Here is a 22,342-nt window from a genome sequence, read left to right as displayed (position 1 = left end):
TCATCAATACTTCTCACAGCTTATGACATTTATCTTGTACTGAAATTCAATGTTTTTATTTCGCTGCCTTAGCTAACGCATCCGCACGTTCCTGCTCCCATTTCGCTAAAGCTTCTTTAAACTCCTCATTACTCATTGGTTTATCTAAAACTCGCTGACCTTTAAATTTCTCAGCAGTCACACCAAATGGAGAGTATTGAGCCTCAAATGGATTTAATTTAGAGGCAATATAGCCGCTACCTCCTACTGAATAAGGGATAACAAATGCCTCATCAATTAAGAAGGCTTCCGCTTTGGCAAACAGTTCATAACGTTTTGCTGTATCGATCGTCGATTTTGCTTCGTCCACTAAGTTTTGATATTTTGATTTTCCGTTTGTTTCTGTATAGCCTTCAGCTAGCTCTGGTTTATTATAAGTACCGTCTACAGTAAATGGATCCGTATACGTTGATGGATCGGCATAGTCTGGACCCCAGTTTGCTTCAAGCAATGCAAATTTACCAGGTTTACGAACCTCAGATAAAAAGCCTGTTGATGGCCCTGCCTCTATGGTAATATCTACATAATCAGTACCTAATAATCTTTCAATCTGCTGTTTCACCACTTGTGAACGATTTGCCCAATCTGGCATACCGGAGTTATAAGGCATCAACACTTTTACTGGGAAAGTTACTTTTCCTTCTAGAGCTTTTTTCGCTTTTTCCTTGTATTCCAATGCCTTCTCCTTGTTGAAGGAATCGTTATTTGAAATGTCAGCTAATGGCGCTAACTGTGTGTAGTCAATCCCCTCCACATTGACAAAGTTTTTAGGGGTAATCGTGTTGCTAAGCAAACCTTTTGGATTATAAGGTTCTAAAGTTAACATTGCAGATTCACGGTCGAATGCATGGAACAATGATTTTCTGAAATCTTTATTATTGACCGCTTTTTTCCAATTATCAGGCTCATATTCTGCATCAAATTGCGGGTTAAAGTTTAATGCATAGAAATACGTATAGAAGTTATTTTGCGTTTGACGAATTTGAGATTTTTTCTTATCATCTTTAAACCACTCATCTATGATAGAAGTTGGAATACTCGCTGAATCTACTTCTCCACGTAAAAATAATTCTGGTTCTACTGTAGCCGCTTCTTTATTGTATTTATAGCGAATACGATCAATCAGGACTTGGTCTTTATCCCAATACTTATCATTTTTCACAAGTACTCGCTCATTTTGCGGTTCAAATTTATCTAAAATATAAGATCCGTTATAAAGGAAATTATCATTAGTTGTACCGAAACTATCACCTTTTTCCGCTATAAACTTACCATTAACTGGGAAGAAGCAGACATAGTTCAACATAGATAGGAAGTAAGGTGTTGGCTTTTCTAAAGTATATTCTACTGTATGTTCATCTATTGCCTTTATGCCAACCTTCGTAAAATCTGTCATATCACCGTTATAAAAGGCTTCCCCATTTTTTACAACCGTAGCAATCCAAGCTGTGGATGATTCATTTTTTGCATCAAGAACAAAATGTAATCCATCTACAAAATCTTGAGCAACAACATCCGCATATTCTTTCCCATCATGAGTAACCCATTTTGCATCGTCACGTAGCTTGAACGTCCAAACTGTAGCATCATCATTTGATGACCATTCTTTTGCTAAGCTTGGTTGTACAACACCATACTTATCATACTCAATTAACCCATCGACCAAGTTCGCAGCCATAGCAAACTCATTCGTTTCAGAGGTCTTTAAGTAATTTAACGTTTTTATTTCCCCTGAATAAACCACTCGATACTCTGATTTTTTTTCACTTGAAGAATCATTGCTACAGGCTGCACAAAGCATTACAACAAGACACACGAAAAGCAACCAATACCTTTTCATCATAAGCATCCCCCTTCTTTATCTACATAAAGTGACAGTAAATATCCCACCTTTAGCGAAACATAAGTGAGAGATTCACTATCCATAAAGCCCGTATGGTTTTATTTCTAGTCAGTAGGCGTGACGAACCCCTCGCTGATTAAAGCAACTTTATTACGAAAAACCTATCCCAACTGCATCCGTCATCCTAATTCGATCATTTTCAAATATTGGACCACCATCGATAGGATCTTTCAAACATAAACTAGGACCGTCTAAATCTACCATCGTGATATTTTTCTGTGATGCGGCAAAATGGGCAGCAGCACTTACGCTAATTTTTGTCTCTAACATACAGCCAATCATGCATTGTATGTCGTTTGCCTCCGCAATGTGGCAAATTTTCTGTGCTTGATAAATGCCTCCTGTTTTCATGAGCTTAATATTAATCAAATCCGCGGCTCGCTTTTCAATAATTGTATAGGCATCTTTTGCAGAGAAAACACTTTCATCCGCCAAAATATTTGTCATTGTATTAGCCGTCACGAATTGCATTCCTACTAGATCATGGCAATGAACAGGCTGCTCAACCAATTCAACATTCGTACCTGCATCTTCAAGTGCGCCAATAATTTGTACGGCCTGTTTTGGTGTCCAGCCCTGATTCGCGTCCACCCGTAATGTTATGGCGTGTCCAACTGCATCACGAATAGCAACAACTCGCTCTACATCACCGGCTGGATCTTTCCCCACCTTTATTTTTAATATTTGAAAACCTCGTTGAACAGCGGCTATACTATCCTTCACCATTTCTTCTGAATCATTTACACTTATCGTAATATCAGTTACTAATTCTTTCCGATAGCCTCCTAATAATTTATACAGAGGTGTTTGATAGTGCTTCGCAAATAAATCATAAATCGCCATATCTACCGCGGCTTTTGCACTGGTGTTTTGATAAATACTGCTGTCAATTCGCTCCATAATTTCTGTCATTTCCTCAATATCTATTCCGATAATCGCTGGCTTTATATACTCTTCGATAGCGTGCGAAATAGAGCCAAGTGTTTCACCTGTAATGACCGCAGTCGGTGCCGCTTCACCGATACCTATTTGGCCATTATCTGCATGGACATAGACGGCAATATTGTGAATGCTATGAACTGTTCTTAAGGCCGTTTTAAACGGTGTTATAAGCGGTGCCTCTACCTTCCCCACGACAATATTTTTAATTTTCATCCTTTCACCTACCTTTTCGTTACTTATGTTAAGAATTGTAGTATTCGAAGAACCTCATAAAAATCATCTGTTACGAATTCCACTGTATTATGTGGTTTAAACGTAGCATTCGGATAGAAAGAATTTCGATAAGCTCGTGTATGATCACGATAAATGATTTCCACCTGAAAGCGCTCGGGTAATGGGATTTGTAAATCCTCCCTAGGTACCTTCATCGAGTCCTCAACCAGTCGTTTCGTTTCTTTAATCGTCAGCTGTGGACTTACACTAATGGTCGCATTTCCTATCCCTTCTTTTGTGGCAAATGTGATGATCTTATTATTGATAGATTGAATTTCCTCTGTTAATCCCACATCTCCACTAACAAACGAAACCGGAACACTGTGTAAAGCAGCCGCATACGTATTAATTAAAAATTCACTCGCGTACTCACCATTTATTTTCACATCAGCAAAAACACAAAGCGTATGTGCTAGAGGATTACGCGCGCTTCCACCTTTACTGTGATAGCCAATAAAAATGGCGCGATCAAAGCTCTTATCAAGTCCCGCAACCATACACATCGGGTCATACGTCCAACCACGAATAACCTTGCAATTTACTGGTAGATTAGAAATATCAAGATTACGTGCTGAATCATGAGCATCCTTTAATAAAATTTCTGTTGCTCCACCAAGAATAGCCCCCTCTATTGCGGCTTCTACTTCCTTAGTCATTTGCTTTTGGAAAAACTGATAATCTGGCGCGTTTAGCTCCGTTTCGCTCCAAGCTGTTGTGCCAGTAATCCCTTCAATATCTGCACTAATATAGACCTTCATAGAAATCGAAACTCCTTTACTTTATTGTCTTGGATCATTGCTTCTACAGCCCCATAACTAGCTTCTTGCGCACCTACACGTCTTGCCCATGAAGCATTATTAAAATCGTAATGCCACCATTCCTCTGAATAATTCGTAAAGCCAACCATTGTCAAACAGTTATACAGAAGACGGCGATGAACACAAGCTTCCCAATCTTCCTCTGGATGTTGTTCAAAATAGCGTGTCGCAGACTTTTCACTAATTTCATCAAATGCGGTACCTAAATTTAAAGCATTACCATCTAAATCTCCTAGTGTCACATCAATCGCTCCACCTGTTAAATGAGGTGTAAAATGAGCATCTTCAATGCTAGGAAACGCAACATACTTTCGCGTTTCTTTTTCAACCTCTTGCTCAGTTAAATGCGGAAAATCTTGTGCGATTTGCTTAGAAAAACTCGTAAACAAAAATTGCTGCACTTGGAACGGACGATAGCCATCATATAAAATGAGGCTATAATTTTTAGACAATAATAAAAGCGCTTGTGTTAATAGCTCATACACACCTTGACGTAAATAAATTGCTTGTAAACTGTTTGGTATTTTTTGTTGATAGTAAATTGGTTTAACAAAAATCCTCGAATGTTCTTCCCCGATTTGAATGAATGGCTCGCCATTTTCACGAATTGCTGGCGTTGATTCCCCCATTAAAGTTTTATTTACCTCAATAGGATAAAAAACAGCGTCATGTATATTACACACCTCCAATTTAAGGTTTCGATAAATTTTTGGATAATTCAGTTTTTAATGAATGTATCATACCTTAAATTTATTGACCATATAAAAAACGCAATATTACAGAGTAATAGTTATTCTCTTCATTTCAAACAACATTCGCCAAACAATTGATGCAAGCAGTCGAAAAACAACGTTTTTTCACCTATTTAGGAATTTTATTCACGGAGGGGATAGAAGATTACCGAAACATAATAAAAAATGACGAATTGAACTCAGACTTATTCGGTTATATAAAAAACCTCCATTTTGATATCAATCAAAACGGAGGTAGATTTTTCTAGTTATTTCTACTTAAATATGCCAAGCAAATAGTATTTTTATTACTATTTCACGCACTAAAGATGGGGTTTCATTTACTGAAGAACGAATATGACATTGAATTATTTTATTATCAAAGCTAAACCAGAACCATCTTGCTGGATATAAAGTTTCTTAAACTCCATAATAAACTTCAATTTTTCTATTTCCATATGGAATTTTCAATAACCTAAATCTCCATTTTTGACGAATCCCAATATTTCTTCCTAAAGTTTTCGGTAATTCCTTTTCTAAAGTATGTGGTGCTATTGATATCTAACACCCATCTGTAAGGTTTTCTTTTTGTCGATATAGTAATTGAACTTCATTCGTTTCTTTACCAATCCCAACCAAATCTAGCTTATATTCTAGTAATGTCTCTGAGAACGAGTTTTTCAAATTAATTGATTCTGGTTTATACCATTTTACCATCTCTTCTCCCTATTTTCCTTGATCATATCTAGCTGTATAACTTGCAGTAACAAATGATTTTTTTGCCAAATCTAGGTTTATCACCATTAAATTTGCAAGGTAATCAATTAACTCATCGTCCGTGGCATCACCTTCAAAAACAGATATCTCCACAGTTGTAAATCCTACAGAATAGTATAAAGTCTTGTTATTTTTATAATCAATTCCAACAAAACCTACTCTATTATTAATGATAAAAGGATTACCTTGTTCAACTAAATTTGTATCTGCTTAAGTCAATTTCGCCTTGGCGTAATTGCGTCCGGATTTTGAATTGGGCTCGCACAATTCATTCCTTTCAAAATCTGTGACATCCGCCGGTGGCTTTATCTTCATTCAGTAGGTGTTTGGACATCCACTAAAAAGAAGCCACATCCGCATTCATCTTACTAACTACCTTCAGAGGGGATGTCTTATACTGAATGAAGATAAAAGGTAACGCCCAATCATAAAAAAATTGTTTTACTCGAATAATTCCATTCTGAAGTTTTACATAAAAATAAATAGAACTACGATCATCTTTTGTTTCCGGGCGCAATGAAAAGTTATAGATATTTTGCATTTGTTTATCATCTGGGAATACAGGGCTAAAATTTATTTGCTCTACAATTTCATCTAATGGCATCCTATCGTTTACAAAATTAAAATTGATAAGCTTCAACTTTATGTCCATTACGGCCAATTGTAGTTTGTGCCTGTGAAAGTGAATTTAAAATGGCTTCTTCTGTTGCTTCTGCTGCTGCAACAAATAATTGATTCATGATAGGATGATCCTCACGTAGTTGTGTGCGTGTTTCGACAAGCTGATTTGATTGATGAGCGATTTGATGTGCTGTTGTAAAGCCAATGACTATATCTCCGCTGCCATGTGAAAAGTGACTGCCTGTACGTCCTAGACCAATGCCGCAGCGTTTAATGACACGTGTCAGTTGACGACTACTAAGTGGAGCATCCGTGGCAAGTACGATGATAATGGAGCCATCTGTTGGAGATAATGTCGATTCACTTTGAACATTCGAAGCATTATATCGATGTGCTTGAAACTCTGAGCTTTGGCCAAAATTACTAAGGACCATACATCCTACCGTGTAGTTCGTTGACTCATGCTTCACAATTCGGGAAGATGAGCCAATCCCACCTTTATAGCCAAAGCACATCATTCCTCTTCCCGCACCAACTGCCCCCTCCTCAGCGGTATCATTCGACGCCTTGTGAATTGCTTCCACAGCATGCTCAGGTCTGATAGGACATTCTCGAATAGAATTTAAATAGCTATCGTTACATTCCCCGACTACTATATTAATTGTTCCTGTTGAATGACCTATTTCACTATTCGAATCTAGCATAAATTGTAACGTTCCTTGTGTTACAGCCGGAACACCAAATGTATTCGTTAGCATAATTGGTGATTCTATAACCCCTAGTTCATTCACTTGAACAAGCCCTGTCGTTTTCCCAAAACCATTTATCACATAGCTTGCAGCGGTAACCTTTTGTTGAAATAAATTCCCCTCATGCGGTAAAATCGCAGTTACTCCTGTACAGGCATAAGTACCGTCTTGATTCATTTCCTCGTCAAGCGTTACATGACCTACACGTACGCCAGCTACATCGGTAATACAGTTTTTTTCACCAGGTGGTAACTTTCCAATGACGATTCCTATTTCTCGTACTTTTTTTGGCATATTAGTCCCCCTTAAGAATCGCCATTTTTACAGCAGCCTGTGCATGTAAAACTGTTGTATCAAAAACAGGTACGTTTACATCTTCCTGTTTAATAAGTAATCCAATCTCTGTACAGCCTAATATAATTCCCTGTGCTCCCGATTGCACAAGGTCCCCAATCACCTGTAAATAATAGTCCTTCGATGCTTGCTCAATTCGACCCAAGCATAATTCTTCATAGATGATACGATTGACCTCAGCACGCACGTCAGCAGGCGGAACAAGTACTCCAATACCAAATTCCTCTACTCTAGCTCTATAGAAATCTTGCTCCATTGTATACTTTGTCCCAAGAAGGGCAACTTTCTGTAAACTCGCTTTTTCTATTTGATTTGCTGTCGCATCAGCTATATGTAAAATTGGAATTGTAACCTTTGCTGCGATGATATCAATAACTTTATGCATTGTATTTGTACAAATGATTATAAAATCAGCCCCTGCACTCTCCAGAGATTGCGCTGCTTCTCCCAGCACTTCACCGGCCTTCTCCCACGCCCCCTTAGCTTGATATTGCTCGATTTCTTGAAAATCTACACTATACAAAATACATTTTGCTGAATGTAAGCCTCCTAATTGTTGCTTTACCTCTTCATTCATAAGACGATAATATTCTGCAGAAGACTCCCAGCTCATACCACCAATCATGCCAATAGTTTTCATACGAATTCCCCCTTTAATTTGACTGAATACACATAACATCATGTTGATTTCCGCTCCGACTAACGCCTTTTTCGGGCGTCAGTCTTCATTCTAATCGACTTGGTTTCAATAAATGACATACCAAACTCCGGTTAATTATACAATGATTTTATTATTATACTAAAAAGCTACAGCAAATAAAGGAATTTTCAAAAACTTTACCATTTGTAATCCCCTTCCTCCATTTCTTCCGCTTTTCATTTTAAGAAGAGTAAATATCTAATGATGGAAACATAGGAAACAAAAAAGTAATATTCCCCTCAAATATGATCAATAACATAATCATAACGAAATATGCCAAAACAAAAGAAAGTAAAACACGATACCGTACCTCCTTTTTTATACACATGCACTTTTCTTTCGTTTCATTTAATCATTTTTATCCTTTATAATTTCGACAAAATAATCCATTACTTATAACATCTCGGACTAGACGTATCAAATATTGTAAAAACATTACAACACGCAAAAAATTAATATAATTCTGTATTTTCAAAAAGTGGATATATTACAAAAAAACAGTGTAGACTAAAGCGTATTGAGATTGGAGGAAAGCAAATGGAATGGTTAACGAATATTGTAGGTGATACTAATAATATTTTATGGACATATTGCATTATTACATTGTTATTAGTTGCTGGATTGTATTTTTCATTTGGCACAAAATTTGTCCAAATTCGACTTTTCCCTGAAATGTTTCGTTTAATAGTGGAGAAAAGAGAGGGAGATTCAGGTGTTTCTCCATTCCAAGCCTTTACGATTAGCGCAGCCTCACGTGTAGGTACTGGGAATATTACAGGTGTTGCATTAGCAATCGGTGTAGGTGGACCTGGAGCAGTTTTTTGGATGTGGGTTATTGCCATCTTAGGAATGGCGACTGCCTTTATTGAAAGTACGCTTGCACAGGTGTACAAAGTAAAGGATGGCGATACGTTCCGTGGTGGACCAGCATATTATATGGAAAAAGCGTTAGGTCAACGTAAATTAGGGGTTATTTTTGGAATTCTTTTAACGTTAAGCTTTGGCTTTATTTTTAATGCGGTACAATCGAATACGATTGCAACTTCTGTAGGTGAGGCATTTAATATTAAGCCTTATATCATTGGTATTATATTAGTTGTGTTAACAGCCATGATTATTTTTGGTGGCGTACATAGAATTGTAAAAGTTACGCAAGTACTTGTACCCGTGATGGCGGTTTTCTATTTAGCTGTAGCCCTATTTGTTATTGTTACGAATCTGACTGAAATACCTGCCGTTTTCAAACTGATTTTCACAGAAGCGTTTGGTCTTCAGGAAGCTGCTGGTGGTGCGATTGGTGCTGCCATTATGCAAGGTGTACGCCGTGGCTTATTTTCTAATGAAGCCGGTATGGGTAGTGTTCCTAATGCTGCAGCAACAGCTAATACATCACACCCTGCAAAGCAAGGATTAGTGCAAAGCTTAGGTGTATTTTTTGATACAATTATGATTTGTTCTGCAACAGCGTTTATCATTATTTTAGCGGGTCTATATAATACTGGTGAAAGTAATGGAATTATTCTTACACAAAATTCCTTAGCTGTACATGTAGGTGGATGGGCTCCTTACTTTATCGCTATTGCGATTATTTTCTTTGCATTTAGTTCTATTGTCGGAAATTACTATTACGGTGAATCTAATATTGAGTTTATGAATGCTCATAAAGGTTGGATGTTTGGCTACCGTATTTTAGTTCTTGCTATGGTTATGTTTGGTTCTCTTGCGCAAGTAGATCTTGTTTGGAACTTAGCAGACCTATTCATGGGACTAATGGCTATCATCAATATTACGATTATCCTATTACTTGGTAAAATTGCCTTCAAAGTGTTAGACGACTTTACAATGCAACGTAATGCAGGCAAAAATCCTGTATTTTATGCAAAATCAATCCCAACATTGAAAAATACTGATTGCTGGGAAGAAGATCGATAATTATTCGAAAACGCCATTCCTCAAATGGAATGGCGTTTTTTTATATTTATAATTAATATTTAAATTGACTAATGAGCTGTTTTAACTCATCTGCCATATGCGCAAGCGCTTGTGCAGAAGCATTAATTTCTTCCATCGAAGCTAATTGTTCCTCTGTAGACGCTGCGACATCCTCTGAGGCAGTTGCATTTCCTTGTGCTGAGAATGCCAAATCTTCCGTAACAGCAGTCACCTCTTGTACACTTGCTGACATTTGTTCAGAGGCAGAAGATACCTCTTCCATTTTAGGAGTAATCGCATCCATACTTGACATAATCACTTGGAACTTCGTGATAGCTTCATCCGATACATGTAGACCATTTTGAACATCCTCTGTAACTTTTGCCATAATGTTTACGGATTGTTCGGTTTCTAACTGGATGCCATGGATTAACTCGAAAATTTGTTGTGCAGATGTCTGTGATTGCTCCGCCAACTTTCTAACTTCATCAGCAACAACTGCAAAGCCTTTTCCGTGCTCCCCTGCTCTTGCTGCCTCAATCGCTGCATTGAGAGCAAGTAAGTTCGTTTGATCTGCAATGCTTGTAATCACATCTAAAATAGATGTAATTTGCTGAGAGCGTTCATGTAGTGATTGAATTTTCGTGTTGGAATCAGTCACCGATACATGAATAGATTGCATTTGATCTTTTGTATCCTGGACTGCCTTGCCACCTTCGTCTGCCTGTAGCGTTGCGTGCTGTGAAAGATCCGTTACCGTAGAAGAGATCTCCGCGATATGAAGAATAGCCTTAGAAAGTTCCTGTAACGATTCTGCATTCTTAGTGGCACTCGTCGTTTGCGTGTCTGCGCTCGATGCAACATCTTGAATCGAAATGGCCACCTTTTCTGTAGCAATGCTCGTTTGATTAGCATTGGCTGTTAGCTCTTCTGCAGACGATGCTACCTCTTCAGCATTTTGTTCAATTTTTTGAATAAGAGTTCTTAAACTGTCTTGCATATCGTTAAAGGCTTGTCCTAGCTGCCCAATCTCGTCATGAGAAGTGATTATCACTTTCTCTGTTAAATCACCTTTACTAATAGTTACTGCACTATCCTTTAGTGATCTAATTGGTCTTATAATTGCCTTCATGACAAAAAAGAATACAATCGAACTGATTACAATCGCAGCAATTAGTACGAGAAACGTTTTTTTCAAAATAGGTGATGCCGATTGGTCAATTTCCTTTGCAAAAATTGTGCCGGTAATTTTCCAATTCGTCAATTCATTTGTTGTATAGAACATAATACGGTCATCACCGTCAAAGACATATTCAAACGTTCCCGATTTGTCGTCGTATATTTTGTCAAGGAAGCTTTCCTTTAATTCGCCACCCGGTTCTAAAGTCGGATGTGAAATGACCAAATTATTCTCACCAAAAATAGAAGGATATCCATTTTTCCCTATTTTTATAGAGTCCGAAAGTTTTTGAATGTCTGTCAATTTTATATCAATTGCCACTACACCAGATTGATCTTTTAGCTGACGAGCAACTGTTACGACCATTTCTCCAGTCCCTGCATCTATGTATGGACTTGTAATTAAAGTCTCACCTTTTAACGCCTTAGCCTCTTTATACCAATCCCTTTCCAAAGGATTATAATCCGCACCATTTATTTTTGGTTCTTGAATAAATGTTCCGTCATTTGTTCCAACATAAATGCTTAAAACATCTGGACTCAACTTCATATATTCTTGAAAATTTGGTAGTATTGTAGTTTCCTTCTGTCCGTACTTAGAAGAATTTATTTCCTCGCTAAAAGTAATGATTTCATTCATTTTTGTACTAATAGCACTATCAATTAACGTATTCAAAATTTTAACACTTTCATCCGCACTAAAAAGTATTTCTTCTTTTATCGAATTTTTTGCTGAAAGATATGATAAGCTTCCTACAGAAATAACTGGGACTAATAAGATAAGAGCAAATAACGTGTAGAGCTTACCCTTAAAACTTTTAAATAATTTTTTCATGCAACAGTTCTCCTTTGTCTTCAAAATTCTTAAGATATATATTTTTGTGTTTCTTTTATCGATGAAATTTCACCCAAGGCTTTTATCGGACGAAATACTTCATTTCAAACCCTTTTTTTTCATTTTTTTGATTTACCATTGGCATAATTGTTGCTTTCGCACAGATAAAACCGTGTTGCGTTCAGAAAAGCGGGAAGAACAAAAAGATTATAAGATTTCACAAGAAAAACCAGGTGCCATCTATCGACAACTAAAAATCAATATAGAGCCTGTTTTTGGATTCTTAAAGGCTAATTTTTGTCACATTCGATTTTCTGTCCGTGTTTCTGTTCGTGGTTAATAAAAGGTTGAAAACGAAATAGGCTTTATGGGTGCCATTAAATCTCCAGAAATACACACCCATTATTAAATAAGATAAAAAAAATAGAATGACTTGGTTAATCAAGAAAAAGAGAAATCGATTCTATTAGATTTCTCTTTTTCATTTCGATCAATTAGTTAAGTCCCATTCTCGTTTAATAGTGTTGAAAAACAAAATACTTAAGGAAATCTTTGCGATTATTTTCCTATATCTCAAAACAGTATCGCTAAAGCTGCTTTAGTTCATTTTTGTATGAATACTTTTAAGATTTATCAAACAAAATCCTGTTTTATCAGAAAGACAACCTATTATCAAACGCTTAAAAAAGCGCCCATTCGTTTTGCCGAAGAGCCATACTTTATTTAAAATGTAATCTTAATCTCATTGACACAATAGTTTTTCAACAATCTAAAATGCCACCCCTCAAAGGAGGAATGGCATTTTTCGTATGTCTATTAATATTTAAATTGACTAATGAGCTGTTTTAACTCATCTGCCATATGCGCAAGCGCTTGTGCAGAAGCATTAATTTCTTCCATCGAAGCTAATTGTTCCTCTGTAGACGCTGCGACATCCTCTGAGGCAGTTGCATTTCCTTGTGCTGAGAATGCTAAATCTTCCGTAACAGCAGTCACCTCTTGTACACTTGCTGACATTTGTTCAGAGGCAGAAGATACCTCTTCCATTTTAGGAGTAATTTTATCCATGCTTGTCTTAATCACTTGGAATTTCGTGATGGCTTCATCTGATACATGTAGTCCATTTTGGACATCCTCAGTAACTTTTGCCATGATGTTTACAGATTGTTCTGTTTCTAACTGAATGCCATGAATTAGCTCGAAAATTTGTTGTGCAGACTCCTGTGATTGCTCCGCTAGCTTTCTCACTTCATCAGCAACAACTGCAAAGCCTTTTCCGTGCTCTCCTGCCCTTGCTGCCTCAATCGCCGCATTAAGAGCCAGTAAGTTAGTTTGATCTGCAATGCTAGTAATTACATCTAAAATGGACGTAATTTTCTTAGAGCGTTCATGTAGTGTTTGAATTTTCGTATTTGAATCAGTAACCGATAAATGGATAGAATGCATTTGATCTTTTGTATCCTGGACTGCCTTTCCACCTTCATCTGCCTGTAGCGTTGCGTGCTGTGAAAGATCCGTTACCGTAGAAGAGATCTCCGCGATATGAAGAATGGCCTTAGAAAGTTCCTGTAACGATTCTGCATTCTTGTTGGCACTCGTCGTTTGCGTGTCAGCACTCGTCGCAACATCTTGTATCGAAATGGCCACCTTTTCTGTAGCCATGCTTGTTTGAGTGGCATTGGCTGTAAGCTCTTCTGCTGACGAAGCTACCTCTTCAGCATTTTGTTCTATTTTTTGAATCAGTGTCCTTAGACTGTCTTGCATATCGTTAAAGGCTTGCCCTAGCTGTCCAATCTCGTCTTGAGAAGTGATTATCACTTTCTCTGTTAAATCACCTTTACTAATGGTTACTGCACTATCTTTGAGCGATTTAATCGGTTTTATGATTCCCCTAATAACAAAGTAGAAAACAATTGCACTTATGACAATCGCAATAATTAACACGAGTAAGGTTTTAAATAAAATGGGTGATGCTGATTCATCAATTTCTTTTGCAAAAATTGTGCCGGTAATTTTCCAATTCGTCAATTCATTCGTTGTATAGAACAAAATACGGTCTTCACCTTCAAAGACATATTCAAACGTTCCGGATTTACTGTCATATATCTTGTCGATGAAGCTTTCTTTTATTTCGCTACCCGGTTCTATAGTCGGATGTGAAATGACCATTTTATCTTCACCAAAAATAGATGGATATCCATTTTTCCCGATACTGATAGAGTCTGAGACTTTTTGAAGGTCTGTTAATTTTATATCAATTGCAACTACCCCAGATTGATCCTTTACCTGACGAGCAATTGTTACGACCATATCTCCAGTACCCGCATCTATATAAGGGTTCGTAATTAAAACTTCTCCTTTTAATGCTGTAGCCTTTTTATACCAGTCTCGTTCCAAAAGATTATAATCGGCGCTATTCGATTTTGGTTCTAGAAATAATGACCCCTCATTTGTTCCAAGATAAATGCTCAGAACATCCGGATGTAGCTTTATATATTGTTGAAATTTTGTTTGTACAGCAGATCCCTGCTGTTCATACTTAGAAGAATCTATTTCCTCACTAAACACATTGATGTCGTTTGTTCTTTCAGTAATGGTTTTATCAATTAACGTATTTAAAATTTCTACACTTTCATTTGCACTAAATAGTATTTCATCTTTTATCGAATTCTTTGCTGAAAGATACGATAAGCTTCCTACAGAAATAACTGGGATTAGTAAGATAAGAGCAAATAATATGTAGAGCTTACCCTTAAAACTTCCAAATAATCGTTTCATGTAACAGCCCTCCTTTTGACTTTCCTAGTTCCTAAAATGTGTTTGTCCAATTTCGAGGTTTCTTTTTAGACTCAAAGAATGCCCACGAAGCGCACAACCCCTCCTTAATACATTAAATTTTCTTCTTATCTTTTTATCGGTCGAAATACACTGAATTCAAACATTTTTTTGGTTTTCTCGACATAAATCGAGCTTTCCGCACCACTTTCCACTAAACATTGAACCCCAATGAATCATTTTATATGTATGATTCATTGGGGTTCTTGTGTCAGTATTTAAATGCTTGAATTGATTCTTGTAAGTCAATCGCCATTTTTGCCAAATGTGTAGAGGCTGCCGCTACTTCTTCCATCGCTGCATTTTGTTCCTCAGAAGATGCCGCAACACTTTGAACATTGCTACTCGATTTCATGGATACTTCGCTAATGTAGTCGATTTCCTTTACAAGTTTTTCGATATCCTGATGGATCGTTCGAATTGCCGCTGTAACTGATACGGTTTGTGCTTGCACGTCATTAATGGCATCGTCAATTTGTATGAAATTATCTCTTGCCACATTAACTTTTTCACGCCCGGCTTTTACTGAATCATCGCTGTTGATCATATCTTCCTCGATAATTCTTGTATCTTCAGTAATTTTCACAACGACTTTTTCAATATCTACTGCTGCTAAATTTGATTCATCTGCTAGCTTTCGCACCTCTTCTGCCACAACCGCAAAGCCCTTGCCATGCTCACCGCTTCGTGCCGCTTCTATAGAGGCATTAATAGCCAATAGATTTGTTTGGGTAGCAATATTTTTAATAACATTAACTGCTGAGACGATTGCTGCTGTATTTTCATCTAAGTCTTTAACTCGTGTACTTAATTCTGCTGTATTTTCCGCAATTTCATTCATCTGTTCAATGACATTACGAACTGAGGAACGTCCTATGCTAGCCATATTTTTAGTTTCTACAGTTGCATCGTTTACATGATCAATACTCGTTGATATGTCATTCATTTTTTTCAAAATGTGTGAAGATAAGTTGCGTACATCACCTGTCAAAGTATCCTGTTCTTCAATACCATGTGCAATATCTTGAATCGATTCTGAGACAACTTCTGTTGCCTGTGTCACTTCCATACTACTCGCTGTCAGCTGCTCAGATGTTGCAGCTACCTGCTCAGATGAATTAGCGACATGCTTCATAGTATGTCTAAGCTTTTCTGACATCGAATTAAAGGAAGCTGCCAGCTGTGCAAACTCATCTTTTGTTTTAAATTGCAGGTGCGTTTGTAAATTGCCATTTGAGAATTTGTCCATTTCTACTACAGTTTGTTGTATATTTTTCGCTACTCTTCTCCCAAAAACTGTTGCAATAATAATGCTAATAAGTAATGAAACTATTGCTAGTACAGCAATTTCCGTTCCACTTCTGTCACCTTTTTGCTTAGTAGCCTCTATACTCGCCTGCATTTCATCCTGCTGAGCCGTTGCCATCGTTTTCCCAAATTCAACGAGCTTGAGAGAGCCTTTCCCTAAAACCGGTAATGCCAACTGTTGTGCTTGCTGTTTTTCACCACTTTGAAAAAGCGGCACAATTTGTTCATCTATAGGCTTTTCCCATTCCTCTAACTGCTTTAAAAATTGCTCAAAATCTGCATTTTTATGTCCGAGTTCTTCAATACGATGAATGGATTTATGTAAAGTATCTCGTATTTCAAGATGATTGTCGAGCATATCTTCTTTCCCATATAACATATACCCTCGAATGGCTGCGTTTGCCCGAACCGTTTGGAAGGAAATATCATTATATAAGTTGATTAATTCAGTGTTTTTTTCGATTTCCGCAAGTGTCTGTTTATTATCATTTAAATAATACATTGCAATACTAGTGATTAGTAATAGAAATAAAAATACTATACCAAAAGCAAATTGCAGTTTTCGTTCTACTGTTAATCTCATAAGACTCCCTCTATTCTACTATTTACATTATCTTTCTTGATTATAGACCAAATATCCCTATCATCCTATAAGAGGTGCGCCTTTTATCATGAATCAACACTAAATTTTTACAAAAATCAGAACACATCCCCAAATGTCTTGACTTCTCTATTTCTTTACAGTCGCATTATTGGTTATATCTCCCAATTTTGAGTATACTATTAATATAAAACTGATACAAAGGAGAATTTTAGAAAATGAGTAAACCAGATTTGTATGTTAGTTTAGTAGTGGGCTCTGATTGTGATATCGAATCACTTGCTTTACGTTCAGTACTTGAGTCATTTGGGGTAAGAGTAACACTTCATTTAATAGGTAGACCAAATGATTTAATCGATATTTTATCTGGAGAAGATTTAAATAATCGAATAGATTATTTAATTTTAAACTTCCACGGGAATGAAGGACGTTTTTGCATGCCTGAGCTTGGTGCAGATATTTATGAGTTAAACGAACCAAGAGGTGAATTTTTCGGTCCACAAGAGGTCTTAAATTATTGTAAATTAAAAGATGTGAAGGTTATTGCCTCTGGCTGTACTTTAGGCGAAAAGCAGCTAGCTACAGCATTTTTAAAAAGTGGTTGCCACTCCTATTTAGGCCCAGATGATTACATAGATGGTAATGCAAATTTAATGTTTCTTATAAGATTTATGTACGAAATCATTGCTAATGAACGAACACAGCGGGAAGCCTTTGAAATCGCAAAAGCAATTGACGAAGAAACTTCGATGTATCAGCTTTATTTTGCATAGAAGACAAATCCGAAAAAGAGGCTGGGGACATAAGTAAATTTTCACAGCATAATTAACAAATTTCACATCAGAAAAGCGCGAGAAGTCAACATTTCTAAAATTTGATTTCTCACGCTTTTTTAAGGTTTTGACCAGTTTAAGTTACCTTTCAGCAGGTGCCTTTGCTTTCTTGTAGGCATTTTTAAACTACATACAGAATCACCAGCTATTTATAAGAATATTGAAAGATCAAGAGATTGTTTATTTTCACAGAAAATAGCCATCTATCCGAAAAAATTCAGATAGATAGCCATTCTTCGTGCGTACCGAGTAGGTTCGCTTATTTTTTATATTTCGGGCTTACATTGTTTCAATAGAGTTATAAATATTTTGTGCCTTATTACTAGTTCCTGAATTCACGATTTTAAAAGTACTTAAATGGTAACTACCATCGATATAACCATCTGTGAAATCATTTCCGTCAAAACTAACGAACGGTTTTCCTGCTAAGACTCTTTTATCTGTAATATGAAGGAATTTAAGATCATTCATATACTTATATTCGTATGGTCTAAAAACATGTTAAAAAGAAGATAGTAATAATTTGAGATGGCGATTCATAATTTCTCTCTATTTATAAATGGATGTATAACCAGAAGATCTCTTTATATAGGTATTTAAACAATCGATTGTACCGTACCATTGTCCATTTTTCCATTCACTATATTCAGGATAATTAGACCACGGATAATAATAATCAGAATCATACTTTGATACTTGTACATTATCCCATTTTTGATTTAAAGATCGAGTATAAATATTTGATCCATTGAAATTATCTTTAGCTATGGTAGTATTTCTTTTTACTGATACAGTGCTTGCATTTGTAAAAGGAGTAGATGCAAATTTAACTGTATTAGCGCCATCTACTAAATATGCAGTAAAATAAGTCGCACCAGTTTGTTTTTTTATATAAAATTTAAAGTTGTTTATAGTATTGCCATCGTATTTAACATAAGCTGCATCTGCATATAACAAACCACTTTCTTTATTTCTAATATATGGTAACCATCGTTTAGTTCCTGTTTGGTAAGAATATCCTCCTTCTATGCCTCCCTGTGAAGAATCAAAACCATAGTAAACCCAAGGTTGTTCGCCACTAGTTACATCGGTAATATTCGGCAGAGTAAGATTGCTTATTATTCCATCAAATCCGGAAAAATTAAGTTGTTTTCTCTCAAATGCTCCAGAAGAACCTCCATGTATTTCCGATACAGTTGGATTACTCATACTTAAAGTACTTATATTATTTGAATTTGGCGTGTTATTAGCATCTATTTCAGTTTTTTCTGCTTCACCTAGATATCCGCGTTTTGAACTATAGACCTTTCCATCTTCACTTAAGTATACATAGTCAAATTCTTTAAATTTACGAATTGTATTTAATGCACTTTCCTTTTTACTATTAGTCTTAGATTCTTTTAAAAGCAAAGTTTCAATTTTATCAATTTCAAATGAAGGGTCATAATTAATTCCTTGATCTTTTAACTCTTCCATAATCACTATTTTAATGTGTTCATCAAAAAACTCTTGGGGTAGATTTTTTTCTTTATCAGCCGCCTGAGCATTCTCTGAAATAGTCAATAACAATAAAAATGTAAATGTAAATAACAAGTATTTTTTCAAAACATATTCTCCTTTAAAGTTCAAAATAAACACTCTTCAAAAATCATAAATAACCAAAACGCAATCCAAAAGTAAAAAACATGCATTATTTTCTTTTAGTCTGTAAAATTATGATTGCATTCAACAACATAATGAAAATATTATTTTCATCACAAAAAACTCTTCTCTGTCGACAGATTAATTTTGAGGCTAAACTCGAGCAATCTTATTATACCATATTTAACCAATAAAAGTTTATATAAGGTTATTTTTCTATTTTATACCTTGCAAACTCATAAATAAAAAGGGCTTCAAAATGGGTGTGGGCTTAGGCAGATCCTCCTTTTTAGTGATATCAAGAACACAACGAAATATACAAAAAAACATTTATCTAGCCTAGTGGTATATATCAAATATATGTGTTAGAACTTCTTAATAAAGAGAAATTAACCTTCTAAACATTTCAATCTTCGAATCGTCGCTTAGTAAGAGAACAGAGTTGTTGAATGATAGTTTAGAGTATTGCCCGAATTACCATACAAATTTCCAGGGAAATGAGATACCCGAGGAACAACGAAAATCGTATAACGCCATGCATTTTACGAGGGTATTTAGTTTGTCGACTATAGATGTTGAAAATGAATCCGTTAAACCTCGACTTGTCTGATATAGCTTCTTGCCTGAAAATATTGATTGGCCATTAAATCCAAATGGAGATTAAGTAATACTTTTATTAAGTTTACCAACGGATTTGTTCGCACAATAGCAATTAGATAAGGGTATGACGAGGATTTAATAGGTGGTTTTAGAACAGAGGAATTGAGGTATAGAAGAAGTCAGTAAAAAATCGTAGCTTTATACTTGGCTACGATTTTTTATTTTCTTTTTCTATATTTATTGTTAATCTTCTCCTACGGCTAGTAAGTTTTTTGTCTGTCTCGTGGATGCATAGGCAAAATAGCGTTGAATAGTTCGAGTGAAGCAGGATGTTTAAATGAATCGTCCTTATTTATTTCCTCAACAAGCCGACCTTTATGCATCACTAGTATTCTATCCGATATAAAGCGTGTTACATTTAAATCATGAGAAATAAAAATATACGATAACTTCATTTGCTTTTGTAGCGATTGAAGTAGTTGCAATATATTTTTCTGTAATACCATATCGAGGCTACTGATAGCTTCATCCAACACAATCAGTTTTGGGTTTATAGCAATTGCTCTGGCAATATTTACGCGTTGCTGTTGACCTCCACTTAGCTGTGAAGGATATTTATTGTTAATATTGCTTTCTAATTCGACACAGTCAAGTAGCTCCTCGACTTTACGTTGCCTTTCTGTTTTGGAAAAATTCTCGAAATTAAGAAATGGTTCTTCTATTATCTCTAAAATAGTTTGCTTTGGATTAAAGGAGTTAAAACTATTTTGAAAAACAGCCTGTAAATCTCTTCGAACTCCCTTTTTTTCTTTAAAACTAGCCTGATATAAATTCACATTATTAAATCGTACAGTCCCACTCGTTGGATTCTCTATGCCTAAAACTATCCGACCTAATGTACTTTTTCCTGAGCCACTTTGACCGACTATTCCTAAACATTCTCCTTCCTGTAGTGAAAATGTGACCTCTTGTAATACCGGTATTCCAAGTTCTTTTTGTATAAATGAATGTCTCTGATTATAATGCTTTTCAACATTTATCACTTCTAGTAGAGCCATCTTCTACCACCTCTAAAAAATAATTCTCGATTGTAAAAGTTTTTTTGTATACCAATGCTGTGGAGCGTCAAAAAAATCAAAGACATTCGCCTGTTCAATGAGTTCTCCTTTATACATAACAGCCACTTCATCGGCAAGTTCCGCAATAACTCCAAGATCATGTGTAACAATAATAATCGCTGCTTCGGTTTCATTTCGAATTTGATTGAACAATGTTAATATTTTCTTTTGATTGACTGTATCAAGTGCCGTTGTAGGTTCATCGGCAATGTATAATGTGGGTTGCATCGCAAAAGAAAGAGCAATCATGATACGTTGCAACATCCCTCCACTTAATTGGAAAGGGTAATATTGCAAAAGCTTTTCTGGATTAGGTAAATTTACTTTATCCATTGCCGAAATAGCAATCTGCTTTACTTCTTTTTTACTCATAACGTGATGTGCTTTTAATGTTTCCCAAAAATGCATTTCTATTGTTTGATTACTATCAAACGCTACCAATGGATTTTGTGTAATCATCGATAGATGCTTTCCTCGGTAATTTCTCAATTCTTCTTTTGTTACAGATGTTAAATCAATATCTTGATATAAAATTTGGCCCGTAGATTTTGACTTAGCCGGGAGAACTTGCATAATTGCTTGACATAGCATTGACTTCCCACTACCACTCTCCCCGATAATTCCTAAAACACGCCCTTTATAAGCAGATAAATTTATAGAAGATAAGATTTTCTTCTCACCTATTTGCACATTTAAATCTTTGACTTGTAATAAGATTTTTCTTTCCATAGCAATCCCTTTCAATGATCAACTTGCTTGTTACGACTAGACAAAATATTAAATAATAGGACTACGATGATTATTGCCGTACCTGGATAAAGCATAAGCTCAGGATGTTGTCGAATATGCTGTTTACCTTCACTTATCATCATTCCCCACTCAGGAGTAGGAGCTTGAACACCTAAACCAATAAATGAAAAGCCAGCAATTTCTAAAATTACTTTTCCTAAATCTAAAGAAATAATCGTCAGCATCGGCGCCATTATATTTGGCGCGAAATGGCGTTGGATTAACTTTACCCCTGAAGTTCCACTAATTTTGGCAGCTTTTATAAACTCTTTTTCATTAACGCTTATAAATAAGCCTCTTAAAATTCTTGAATAATAAATAGTTTGGGTAAAAATAAGCGCCAATAATACATTTCTTAAACTTGGACCCAAAATACCTAGTAGTCCGAATGCAAGAACAAGTGTTGGGAACGCTAATAAAATATCACAGATACGAATAAATAAATAATCAATAATCCCTCTCTTAAAAGCTACTATTGCCCCTATGCATATAGCAAAAAAACTTGCTATTAATTGAATGAATAAAGCTGATCCTAAAGAATAGCGAATTCCCAGCAGTATACGAGAAAGTATACATCGCCCTAAATGATCTGTGCCAAAAGGATACGCCCATGATGGACCTAAAAACTTTTTAGACACATCCACCAAAAAAGGATCATTCGGCATGATAAAAGGAGCAAAAAGCCCTAACAGTCCAATGAATGAGAGTAAAGCTATACTAATTAATTGTTTGCCGTTTAATCTTTTGTGCAATTTAATCACTCT

Annotated in this window: 19 protein-coding genes; 2 read left to right on the top strand and 17 right to left on the bottom strand. The window is 36.0% G+C overall.

The genetic code is table 11. The annotated features are described in order from the left end of the window. Window positions 1-55 precede the first annotated feature (55 nt). From ACFVT8_RS14775 to ACFVT8_RS14735, 9 genes are all read right to left on the bottom strand, one after another. Window positions 56-1,879, bottom strand: a complete 1,824-nt coding sequence (locus tag ACFVT8_RS14775) for a peptide ABC transporter substrate-binding protein (RefSeq protein ID WP_387081529.1) — start codon at window positions 1,877-1,879, stop codon at window positions 56-58. 153 nt (window positions 1,880-2,032) lie between these two features. Further along, complete coding sequence (locus ACFVT8_RS14770; RefSeq protein WP_387081260.1) at window positions 2,033-3,097, bottom strand: dipeptide epimerase; 1,065 nt, start codon at window positions 3,095-3,097, stop codon at window positions 2,033-2,035. A gap of 23 nt (window positions 3,098-3,120) precedes the next feature. Next, the gene (locus ACFVT8_RS14765; RefSeq protein WP_387081259.1) at window positions 3,121-3,915 is read right to left on the bottom strand and encodes a M55 family metallopeptidase; all 795 of its coding nucleotides are present in this window, start codon (window positions 3,913-3,915) and stop codon (window positions 3,121-3,123) included. Beyond that, complete coding sequence (locus ACFVT8_RS14760) at window positions 3,912-4,604, bottom strand: M15 family metallopeptidase (protein ID WP_387081257.1); 693 nt, start codon at window positions 4,602-4,604, stop codon at window positions 3,912-3,914. Before ACFVT8_RS14760 ends, ACFVT8_RS14765 begins: the two co-directional genes overlap by 4 nt. A 663-nt stretch (window positions 4,605-5,267) precedes the next feature. Beyond that, entirely contained in the window at window positions 5,268-5,423 is a 156-nt protein-coding gene (locus ACFVT8_RS14755) for a hypothetical protein (RefSeq protein WP_387081255.1), read from the bottom strand. A 9-nt stretch (window positions 5,424-5,432) separates the two neighbouring features. Beyond that, window positions 5,433-5,576, bottom strand: coding sequence for a hypothetical protein (locus ACFVT8_RS14750; protein WP_387081254.1), 144 nt, complete (start codon window positions 5,574-5,576; stop codon window positions 5,433-5,435). 244 nt (window positions 5,577-5,820) lie between these two features. Then, the gene (locus tag ACFVT8_RS14745) at window positions 5,821-6,087 is read right to left on the bottom strand and encodes a hypothetical protein (protein WP_387081252.1); all 267 of its coding nucleotides are present in this window, start codon (window positions 6,085-6,087) and stop codon (window positions 5,821-5,823) included. A gap of 16 nt (window positions 6,088-6,103) precedes the next feature. After that, window positions 6,104-7,147: a DmpA family aminopeptidase gene (locus ACFVT8_RS14740; protein WP_387081250.1), complete on the bottom strand. Its 1,044-nt coding sequence runs from the start codon at window positions 7,145-7,147 to the stop codon at window positions 6,104-6,106. Between the two features lies 1 nt (window position 7,148). Beyond that, complete coding sequence (locus ACFVT8_RS14735) at window positions 7,149-7,847, bottom strand: aspartate/glutamate racemase family protein (RefSeq protein WP_387081248.1); 699 nt, start codon at window positions 7,845-7,847, stop codon at window positions 7,149-7,151. Between the two features lie 597 nt (window positions 7,848-8,444). On the opposite strand from ACFVT8_RS14735, the gene ACFVT8_RS14730 reads away from it, so the two are divergent. Next, window positions 8,445-9,839: an alanine/glycine:cation symporter family protein gene (locus tag ACFVT8_RS14730; RefSeq protein ID WP_387081247.1), complete on the top strand. Its 1,395-nt coding sequence runs from the start codon at window positions 8,445-8,447 to the stop codon at window positions 9,837-9,839. Between the two features lie 52 nt (window positions 9,840-9,891). Here the strand turns inward: ACFVT8_RS14730 and ACFVT8_RS14725 are convergent, their stop codons facing one another. The 3 genes from ACFVT8_RS14725 to ACFVT8_RS14715 form a co-directional block, all read right to left on the bottom strand. Beyond that, a complete protein-coding gene (locus tag ACFVT8_RS14725; protein ID WP_387081245.1) occupies window positions 9,892-11,853 on the bottom strand; it encodes a methyl-accepting chemotaxis protein in 1,962 nt (653 codons plus the stop codon). Window positions 11,854-12,669: 816 nt separating this feature from the next. Continuing rightward, complete coding sequence (locus ACFVT8_RS14720) at window positions 12,670-14,631, bottom strand: methyl-accepting chemotaxis protein (RefSeq protein WP_387081244.1); 1,962 nt, start codon at window positions 14,629-14,631, stop codon at window positions 12,670-12,672. 268 nt (window positions 14,632-14,899) lie between these two features. Further along, entirely contained in the window at window positions 14,900-16,579 is a 1,680-nt protein-coding gene (locus tag ACFVT8_RS14715; protein WP_387081242.1) for a methyl-accepting chemotaxis protein, read from the bottom strand. 236 nt (window positions 16,580-16,815) lie between these two features. Here ACFVT8_RS14715 and ACFVT8_RS14710 point away from each other — a divergent pair, with 236 nt between their 5' ends. Beyond that, window positions 16,816-17,370, top strand: coding sequence for a delta-aminolevulinic acid dehydratase (locus ACFVT8_RS14710; RefSeq protein ID WP_387081241.1), 555 nt, complete (start codon window positions 16,816-16,818; stop codon window positions 17,368-17,370). A gap of 339 nt (window positions 17,371-17,709) precedes the next feature. Here ACFVT8_RS14710 and ACFVT8_RS14705 read toward each other — a convergent pair whose 3' ends face one another. The 5 genes from ACFVT8_RS14705 to ACFVT8_RS14685 form a co-directional block, all read right to left on the bottom strand. Next, a complete protein-coding gene (locus ACFVT8_RS14705) occupies window positions 17,710-17,901 on the bottom strand; it encodes a hypothetical protein (RefSeq protein ID WP_387081240.1) in 192 nt (63 codons plus the stop codon). A gap of 78 nt (window positions 17,902-17,979) precedes the next feature. Next, entirely contained in the window at window positions 17,980-19,035 is a 1,056-nt protein-coding gene (locus ACFVT8_RS14700; RefSeq protein ID WP_387081239.1) for a hypothetical protein, read from the bottom strand. Window positions 19,036-19,931: 896 nt separating this feature from the next. Further along, a complete protein-coding gene (locus ACFVT8_RS14695; RefSeq protein ID WP_387081237.1) occupies window positions 19,932-20,729 on the bottom strand; it encodes an ABC transporter ATP-binding protein in 798 nt (265 codons plus the stop codon). 12 nt (window positions 20,730-20,741) lie between these two features. Next, window positions 20,742-21,518, bottom strand: coding sequence for an ABC transporter ATP-binding protein (locus ACFVT8_RS14690; RefSeq protein ID WP_387081235.1), 777 nt, complete (start codon window positions 21,516-21,518; stop codon window positions 20,742-20,744). A gap of 11 nt (window positions 21,519-21,529) precedes the next feature. Beyond that, a complete protein-coding gene (locus ACFVT8_RS14685; RefSeq protein ID WP_387081233.1) occupies window positions 21,530-22,339 on the bottom strand; it encodes an ABC transporter permease subunit in 810 nt (269 codons plus the stop codon). Window positions 22,340-22,342 lie beyond the last annotated feature (3 nt).

The organism is Lysinibacillus sp. NPDC058147 (assembly GCF_042884205.1).
Lineage (GTDB): Bacteria > Bacillota > Bacilli > Bacillales_A > Planococcaceae > Lysinibacillus.
This window is presented reverse-complemented; position numbering and strand designations above follow the sequence as displayed.

Coding starts and splice junctions, on each gene's coding strand:
- ACFVT8_RS14775 (WP_387081529.1), bottom strand. CDS start 1,879: ATGAAAAGGTATTGGTTGCTTTTCGTGTGTCTTGTTGTAATGCTTTGT.
- ACFVT8_RS14755 (WP_387081255.1), bottom strand. CDS start 5,423: ATGGTAAAATGGTATAAACCAGAATCAATTAATTTGAAAAACTCGTTC.
- ACFVT8_RS14690 (WP_387081235.1), bottom strand. CDS start 21,518: ATGGAAAGAAAAATCTTATTACAAGTCAAAGATTTAAATGTGCAAATA.
- ACFVT8_RS14730 (WP_387081247.1), top strand. CDS start 8,445: ATGGAATGGTTAACGAATATTGTAGGTGATACTAATAATATTTTATGG.
- ACFVT8_RS14705 (WP_387081240.1), bottom strand. CDS start 17,901: ATGAATGATCTTAAATTCCTTCATATTACAGATAAAAGAGTCTTAGCA.
- ACFVT8_RS14715 (WP_387081242.1), bottom strand. CDS start 16,579: ATGAGATTAACAGTAGAACGAAAACTGCAATTTGCTTTTGGTATAGTA.
- ACFVT8_RS14720 (WP_387081244.1), bottom strand. CDS start 14,631: ATGAAACGATTATTTGGAAGTTTTAAGGGTAAGCTCTACATATTATTT.
- ACFVT8_RS14770 (WP_387081260.1), bottom strand. CDS start 3,097: ATGAAAATTAAAAATATTGTCGTGGGGAAGGTAGAGGCACCGCTTATA.
- ACFVT8_RS14745 (WP_387081252.1), bottom strand. CDS start 6,087: ATGCCATTAGATGAAATTGTAGAGCAAATAAATTTTAGCCCTGTATTC.
- ACFVT8_RS14725 (WP_387081245.1), bottom strand. CDS start 11,853: ATGAAAAAATTATTTAAAAGTTTTAAGGGTAAGCTCTACACGTTATTT.
- ACFVT8_RS14760 (WP_387081257.1), bottom strand. CDS start 4,604: ATGGGGGAATCAACGCCAGCAATTCGTGAAAATGGCGAGCCATTCATT.
- ACFVT8_RS14735 (WP_387081248.1), bottom strand. CDS start 7,847: ATGAAAACTATTGGCATGATTGGTGGTATGAGCTGGGAGTCTTCTGCA.
- ACFVT8_RS14740 (WP_387081250.1), bottom strand. CDS start 7,147: ATGCCAAAAAAAGTACGAGAAATAGGAATCGTCATTGGAAAGTTACCA.
- ACFVT8_RS14710 (WP_387081241.1), top strand. CDS start 16,816: ATGAGTAAACCAGATTTGTATGTTAGTTTAGTAGTGGGCTCTGATTGT.
- ACFVT8_RS14765 (WP_387081259.1), bottom strand. CDS start 3,915: ATGAAGGTCTATATTAGTGCAGATATTGAAGGGATTACTGGCACAACA.
- ACFVT8_RS14695 (WP_387081237.1), bottom strand. CDS start 20,729: ATGGCTCTACTAGAAGTGATAAATGTTGAAAAGCATTATAATCAGAGA.